7 protein-coding genes and 2 pseudogenes are annotated in these 6,805 nt (G+C 71.7%); 2 read left to right on the plus strand and 7 right to left on the minus strand.

The window, feature by feature from the left end:
- The 4 genes and pseudogenes from AC2W7J_RS13985 to AC2W7J_RS14000 all read right to left on the minus strand — a co-directional run.
- A partial coding sequence (locus tag AC2W7J_RS13985; protein WP_485983124.1) for a P1 family peptidase occupies positions 1-345 on the minus strand: 345 nt, incomplete at its 3' end.
- A gap of 5 nt (positions 346-350) precedes the next feature.
- Positions 351-422: pseudogene (locus AC2W7J_RS13990) on the minus strand (hypothetical protein); the annotation flags it as partial.
- A 26-nt stretch (positions 423-448) separates the two neighbouring features.
- Positions 449-583 (minus strand): hypothetical protein, encoded by a 135-nt coding sequence (locus AC2W7J_RS13995; protein ID WP_485983126.1) that lies wholly within the window; start codon positions 581-583, stop codon positions 449-451.
- Positions 550-1,773, minus strand: a complete 1,224-nt coding sequence (locus tag AC2W7J_RS14000; RefSeq protein WP_485983128.1) for an extracellular catalytic domain type 1 short-chain-length polyhydroxyalkanoate depolymerase — start codon at positions 1,771-1,773, stop codon at positions 550-552. The genes AC2W7J_RS13995 and AC2W7J_RS14000 overlap by 34 nt, the downstream gene beginning before the upstream one ends.
- A 106-nt stretch (positions 1,774-1,879) precedes the next feature.
- Between AC2W7J_RS14000 and AC2W7J_RS14005 the strand changes: the two genes are divergently transcribed.
- Positions 1,880-2,902: a dipeptidase gene (locus AC2W7J_RS14005; RefSeq protein ID WP_485983130.1), complete on the plus strand. Its 1,023-nt coding sequence runs from the start codon at positions 1,880-1,882 to the stop codon at positions 2,900-2,902.
- 1 nt (position 2,903) lies between these two features.
- Here AC2W7J_RS14005 and AC2W7J_RS14010 read toward each other — a convergent pair whose 3' ends face one another.
- The 3 genes from AC2W7J_RS14010 to AC2W7J_RS14020 form a co-directional block, all read right to left on the minus strand.
- Entirely contained in the window at positions 2,904-3,143 is a 240-nt protein-coding gene (locus AC2W7J_RS14010) for an antitoxin (protein WP_427801352.1), read from the minus strand.
- Between the two features lie 103 nt (positions 3,144-3,246).
- Entirely contained in the window at positions 3,247-3,948 is a 702-nt protein-coding gene (locus AC2W7J_RS14015) for a hypothetical protein (RefSeq protein WP_485983131.1), read from the minus strand.
- Between the two features lie 175 nt (positions 3,949-4,123).
- Positions 4,124-5,788, minus strand: a complete 1,665-nt coding sequence (locus tag AC2W7J_RS14020) for a DHA2 family efflux MFS transporter permease subunit (protein ID WP_485983132.1) — start codon at positions 5,786-5,788, stop codon at positions 4,124-4,126.
- Positions 5,789-5,925: 137 nt separating this feature from the next.
- On the opposite strand from AC2W7J_RS14020, the pseudogene AC2W7J_RS14025 reads away from it, so the two are divergent.
- A pseudogene (locus tag AC2W7J_RS14025) lies at positions 5,926-6,805 on the plus strand (GuaB3 family IMP dehydrogenase-related protein); the annotation flags it as partial.

A 6,805-nucleotide genomic window follows, 5' to 3' on the forward strand; every position in this document is an offset into this window, starting at 1 on the left:
CGTTGCTCGCCGCGAGGTAGGCGGCCCGACCCTCGTCGGCCCCGGGTGGTGGCGCCACGCGCCCGCGCGGCCGAGGTCGAAGATGATGCCGCGGGCACGATCGGCACGACCTCGCGGCCGGGGCCGACGGCCAGCCGCGGCCTCGTCCGCGAGTGCGGCGACCACCCCGTCGGCGGAGGAGAGGCCGTAGGCGCTGCCCCCGGAGAGCACGATCGCGTCGACCGCGTCGACGAGGTTGCGCGGGTCGAGCAGGTCGGTCTCGCGGGTGCCGGGCCCACCACCACGCACGTCGACACCGGCCGTGTCCCGACCGGCGGGACGACCACTGTCGTGCCGGTCAGCCAACCGGGTTCGTCACGGGTGGCGTGGGCGACGCGGACGCCGGGCACGTCGGTGATGGCGTTGTGGGCTCCGGGGCGCATGTCCCCAGCATGCACCCCGGAGCGGGTCAGCAGCCGACCTCCCAGTAGCCGGGAGCGGTCTCCTCGAGCTCGGTCGTGGTGAAGACATTCCACAGGCCCATGGCGTCGCCGGAGCCGTTGGCGAAGGTCATCCCGCCGGACTGGTGGGCGCGGCCGGCCACGGTGTGGTCGTAGTTGCTCGCGGTGACGCACGCGCCGGGCTCCGGGTCGGGGTCACCGGGGTCGCCCGGGTCGCCCGGGTCGACCGGGGCGCTGATGCCGAGAAGGCCGCGTCGTGCCGCGCGGAGCAGATCGTGTCGAGGAAGTAGGCGCCCGCCTGGCCGCACTGGTCGGCACCGCTGCCGGGGTCGACCGGCGTGCCGTGGCCCATGCGCTGCACGGAGTACTCGACGACCTCGTCGCCGTAGGCGCGTCGGGTCGTGCCACCGCTGAGTGTCGTCGTCTCGGTCGCGGTCCGCGAGACCCCGGCGACGTCGGTGAACTGGTCGACGAGCTCGCGGGCATTGGCCGGCACGACCGTCGTGTCCGACGTGCCGTGCCAGACCGCGACCTTCGGGCGGGGACCGGAGTGGCCCGGATATCCGTCCCGCGCCAGCGCGCCCCACTGCTGCGGCGTCCTGTCCGGCGGGTTGCTCATGCACCCGAAGGCGTCGACCATCGACGTCGCGCACCGGAAGGGCAGGCCGGCGACGACCGACCCGCCGGCGAAGAGATCGGGATAGGTCGCGAGCATCGCCGACGTCATCCCGCCGCCGGCGGACAGGCCGGTGACGAAGGTGTTGTCGCTGCCGAGCGAGTGCGACGAGCGCGCGTGCGTGACCATCTGCGCGATCGAGGCGGCCTCGCCCTGACCGCGCGTGGTGTCGCCGGCCTCGAAGAAGTTGAAGCAGGAGTTGGCGTTGTTGCCCGACGACTGCTGCGGGTAGACGACGGCGAAGCCGTACTCGTCGGCGAGCTGAGACCACCCGGACCCCTGGTGGTAGGCCGCAGCCGACTGGGTGCACCCGTGCAGCGCGACGACCGTGGGCGCCCGGCCGGCAGTCCGGCCGGCACGTACTCGTACATCGCGAGGTTGCCGGGGTTGGTCCCGAAGTTGGTCACCTGGGTGAGGGCCCCAGCCGCGCTCGCCGTCGTCCCGGACGCGGCCGCCCAGGACCCGGCCGCCCCGGACCCGGCCGCTCCGGACCCCGCCGCCCCGGGTGGCGCGGACGAGGAGCTCGTCGCCGATGCGGCGACCATCGCCCCGCTCAGCAGGACCGAACCGACGACCACCCGAAGTGCACGCATGTGACGCTCTCCTTGATCTCGCACCGGCGGCCTCGGTGACGCCGGTGTCACTGGTGCGGACCACCGTGGCGAGGCGTCCCCCTTCGGGCAATGTGGTGGTGCCCCACACCGCAGCGGTGCCGGCTGGCGGCCCTGCACGTGTGCTCGGGCCACGATGGTTGACTGGAGCGATGACGACGAGCAGCGAGCCCATCCGCGTCCTCGACGGCCACAACGACCTGCCCTGGCACCACCGCGAGGTGGCGGCCTACGACCTCGAGGCCTGCGACATCGCCGAGTCCCAGCCGCACCTGCACACGGACCTGCCCCGGATGCGCGAAGGGGGTCTGGCCGCCCAGCTGTGGTCGGTGTGGGTGCCGTGCTCGATGGAGGGTGAGGACGCGGTCGTCGCGACGCACCAGCAGATCGACTTCGTCGAGGCGATGTGCCGCCGCTACGAGGAGATGGTGCCGGCGCGCACGGCCGCCGAGGTCCGCGCCGCGTGGGCCGAGGGCAGGCACGCGGCGCTCATCGGTATGGAGGGTGGGCACAGCATCAACGGCTCGCTGCAGCACCTGGCCAACTTCGCCGACCGCGGCGCGCGCTACATGACGCTCACGCACAACGACAACACCCCGTGGGCCGACTCGGCGACCGACGAGCGGGTGCACGGCGGGCTGACCGACCTCGGGCGCGAGATCGTCGCGCGGATGAACGACCTCGGGGTCATGGTCGACCTGTCCCACGTGAGCGCCGAGACGATGCACGACGCGCTCGACGCGACGCGGTTGCCGGTGCTCTTCAGCCACTCGGGCGCCCGGGCCGTCTGCGACCACCCGCGCAACGTGCCCGACGACGTCCTCGAGCGCATCCCGGGCAACGGCGGGGTCGTCATGGCCAATGTCGTGCCGAAGTTCGTCAACCAGGCCCGCGCCGACGAGGTGCTCGGCCGCACCGACGTCGTGCCGGACCCGGTCGCGACGATCGAGCACGTCGTCGCGCACTTCGAGCACCTGCGCGAGGTGGTCGGCATCGAGCACGTCGGCATCGGCGCCGACTACGACGGGGTGGACGAGACGCCGGTCGGGCTCGAGGACGTCGCGAGCTATCCGCGCCTGCTCGGCGCGCTGGGGGAGCGGGGCTGGAGCCGCAGCGACCTCGAGGCCCTCGCGCACGGCAACGTGCTGCGGGTCCTCGAGGCCACGGAGGTCTAGGTCAGAGTCGGCCGTCGGGGTGGACCGTCGAGCTGCGCACGGTCTCGCTGCCGGTGAGGTTCTTCTTCGCCATGGAGGAGAAGCCGGCGATCTGGGAGGTGTACTTCCCCTTCGTGCGGCTGTCGACGAAGCCGGTGGCCGTGTCGATGAACTTGGCGGCCTGCTCGGGGTTGTTGTGCGCCCACTGACGGGCGGCCTCGGCGGCGGTGATGATCACGGCGACGTTCTTGAGCTTCGGCATGCGGGGTTCCTTCCCTCGTCGTGGTGTCCATCCTGCCCAACGACGGGGGCCCGGTGTGGATTCCGGACCCCGTCGTCGTGGCCGCGTCGCGGCCGGTCTGCGATCAGATGTCGCGAGGCAGGTAGGGGACGTTCCAGCCGCTCCAGGCGCCGGCGGTGGTGGCGCTGATCGTGCGGGTGGTCACACCGACGCGCTGCCAGCGGCCGTACTTCCACTGCGTGGTGTAGAGGGTCTGGCGGAAGGAGCCGCCCTCCGGCGGGCGGGTCGCCTCGGCGGCGACCATCTTGACCGCGCCGGTGCTCGTCGTCGTGCGCTTGTAGCCGTAGGAGGACCAGACGGACCCGTCCGTCACCCAGCGGTAGCGGCTGCGGGGGTCCTGGAGCGTCGAGAGCTTCCCGTCGCGGTAGGTGAGAACCTGGGAGTAGGCGGTGTGGGCGCCGAGGTCGGTCTTGGTGACGAGCTCGTAGCCGCTCCTCCCGTCGATCTTCGCCGCGCCGAAGAAGGCCGAGCTGCCCATGCGGCGCTGCGTCTCGGTGACGACGTAGAGCTTCTCCCCGTCGGCCGTGTGCACCCGGGTCGTGATCTTGTCGCCGCCCTCGGCGGTGGTGCCCCAGTGCGTCTGGCTCACCGAGTCGGCCGTGCCGTCACCGTCGATGTCGGCCCGGCTGACGATCACGCAGCTGCTGCCCTTGCCCTCGCAGGCATTGGGGCCCGCGGCCGCGCCGCTGGTGGAGGCCTGCGCCGAGCCAGCGAAGCCGGTGGCGAGCAGCGCGAGGGTGATGGCGGTCGTGGTGGTGGTGCGCACGTGCTTCATGTCTTGCTCCCCTGGTGATCTGCGGTCCCCTGTGGCCCGCGTCATGTCACCAGACGTGCGCCGGGTACGGCCGGTTGCGTGGTCGGCACAAAAACTTCCGAGCACGGCGAAGGGGGCCGCTCCCGAGACCGGGAGCGACCCCCTTCGTCTGGGGTGGGGCAGAGCCTCAGTGCATGAGGACGGGCGCGCTCTCGCCCGGCTCCTCGTCGAGCATGTGGCTCTCCTCGTGCTTGCGCGGGAGGAAGGCCGCGACGACGAGGGTCGCGAGGCACATGAAGGCGGAGACCCAGTAGGTCGCGGCGAAGGCCTCGGCCATGTCGACGCGCACGGCGTGCATGAGCGCGGCCGCGCCGGCCTGCGGGTCCGAGGCGTACTGGCCCATGATCTGGGCGACCTCGGGCAGCTTCGCGAGGAGCTGCTGGACGGCGCCCGGGCTGCTCGCCTTGGCGCTCTCCTCGGCGAAGACCTGCGCCTGCCCGATGAGCGGGCGGTCCTCGAAGCCGCGCGTGAGGACGACCGAGGCGATGGCGACGCCGAAGGAGCTCGCGACCTGCTGGGTGATGTTGAGCAGGGTCGAGCCGCGGGCCACCTGGTGGGCGGTGAGCGCCTTGAGCGAGCTCGTCATCAGCGGCATCATCGTCGCGCCCATGCCCAGGCCCATGACGAAGAGCGCCGGGATGATGAAGCCCCAGTAGCTCGCGTCGGCGGACAGCTGGGTGAAGGCGAACATGCCGCCGGTGATCAGGGCGATGCCGACCGGCACGATGCGGCCGACGGGGTACTTGTCGACGAGCATGCCGGCGATCGGCATCGTCAGCAGCGCGCCCAGACCCTGCGGGATCATCAGGACGCCGGCCATGGTCGTGCTCTCACCGCGCACCTGCTGGAAGTAGGTGGGCATGAGCAGCAGGCCGCCGAAGAAGGCCGCGGCGAAGAGGAACATCGTCAGGGCGGCGATGGAGAACTGCCGGTTGGCGAGCAGTCGCAGGTCGAGCAGCGGGTGCTTGGGGCGCATCGACCACCAGCCGAAGGCGAGGATCAGCACGAGGCCGGCGAGGGCCGTGCCGTAGACCTTGGGCGAGTTGACCGTGCCCTCCTCGGGGATCGAGGAGACGCCGTAGAGGAAGAGCGCGAGGCCGGGCGACATGAGCAACAGGCCGACGACGTCGAGCGACTCGGTCGGCTCGGTGTGGTCCTTGGGCAGCGCGATGGCCGCGTAGACGAGCGCGATGATGCCCAGGGGCAGGTTGATCAGGAAGATCCAGGTCCAGCTCGGGCGGCCGAGCCAGTGCGCGTTGTCGATGAGCCAGCCACCGAGGATCGGGCCGCCGATGGGGCCGAGGAGCATCGGGACGCCGAGGATCGCCATGAGGCGACCGATCCGGTCCGGGCCCGCCGCGCGGGTCATGATCGTCATGCCGAGCGGCATGAGCATGCCGCCGCCGAGGCCCTGGACGACGCGGGCGCCGATGAGCATGCCGATCGACGGGGCGAAGGCGCACAGCACGGAGCCGGCGACGAAGAAGGCGATGGCGGCGAGGTAGAGCCGCTTGGTGCCGAAGCGGTCGGCGGCCCACCCGGTGAGCGGGATGACGGTGGCCAGGGCCAGCGTGTAGGCGGTCACGGTCCACGCGACGGTGGAGTAGTGCAGCGGCTCCGGACCGGTCGCGAGGTCGGTCTGGAAGTGCGGCAGGGCGACGTTGACGACCGTGATGTCGAGGATCGACATGATCGAGCCGAGCACCACGACACCGGCGATCTTGAGCACGGCGGCGTCGATCTTGTCGGGGTACTCCTGTGGCAGCGAGGGGTCATGGGTGGATATGGACACAGGAGTCTCCTGGGATGGTGCGAAGGGGGGAGGCAGCGGCCTCGTCGCCACCCTGGCCGCGCGCGGATAGATGCATGCGTCGGCCAAGCAAGTATGCGCCCTCTGGTCCGCAGGGCCAAGCCCTTTAGGCTGGGCGGGTGAACGAGATCGAGATCGGCCGAGGCAAGCGCGGCCGCAGGGCCTACTCCTTCGACGACATCGCGGTGCTGCCGAGCCGGCGCACGCGCGACCCCGAGGAGGTCTCCCTCGACTGGCAGATCGACGCCTACCACTTCGAGATGCCGGTCATCGCGGCCCCGATGGACTCGGTGATGTCCCCGGCGACGGCCATCGCCTTCGGCGAGGCGGGCGGCCTGCCCGTGCTCGACCTCGAGGGGCTGTGGACCCGCTACTCCGACCCGGAGCCGCTGCTCGCGGAGATCGCCTCGCTCGACCCGGTGATGGCGACCGCGCGCATGCAGGAGATCTACTCCGCGCCGATCCAGCCCGAGCTGATCACCGAGCGGCTGCGTCAGCTGCGCGCCGCCGGCGTCACCGTCGCGGGCGCGCTCAGCCCGCAGAACACCCAGCAGCACTGGAAGACCGTCGTCGACGCCGGCGTCGACCTCTTCGTCATCCGCGGCACGACCGTCTCGGCGGAGCACGTGAGCAGCCGCAGCGAGCCGCTCAACCTCAAGCGCTTCATCTACGAGCTCGACGTGCCGGTCATCGTCGGGGGCGCAGCCGGTTACACCGCCGCCCTGCACCTCATGCGCACCGGTGCCGCGGGCGTGCTCGTCGGCTTCGGCGGGGGAGCGGCCCACACGACCCGCCAGGCCCTGGGCATCCACGCCCCGATGGCCAGCGCCGTCGCCGACGTTGCCGCCGCCCGCCGCGACTACCTCGACGAGTCGGGGGCCGCTACGTCCACGTCATCGCCGACGGCGGCCTCGGCACGAGCGGCGACATCGTCAAGGCGATCGCCTGCGGCGCGGACGCCGTGATGCTCGGTGCCGCACTTGCCCGCGCCGCCGAGGC

The organism is Janibacter sp. CFPM2_SD2 (genome assembly GCF_057364645.1).

Bases quoted from the DNA above. Each gene is read 5' to 3' on its own strand.
- AC2W7J_RS14010 (WP_427801352.1), bottom strand. From the start codon at position 3,143: ATGCCGAAGCTCAAGAACGTCGCCGTGATCATCACCGCCGCCGAGGCC.
- AC2W7J_RS14005 (WP_485983130.1), top strand. From the start codon at position 1,880: ATGACGACGAGCAGCGAGCCCATCCGCGTCCTCGACGGCCACAACGAC.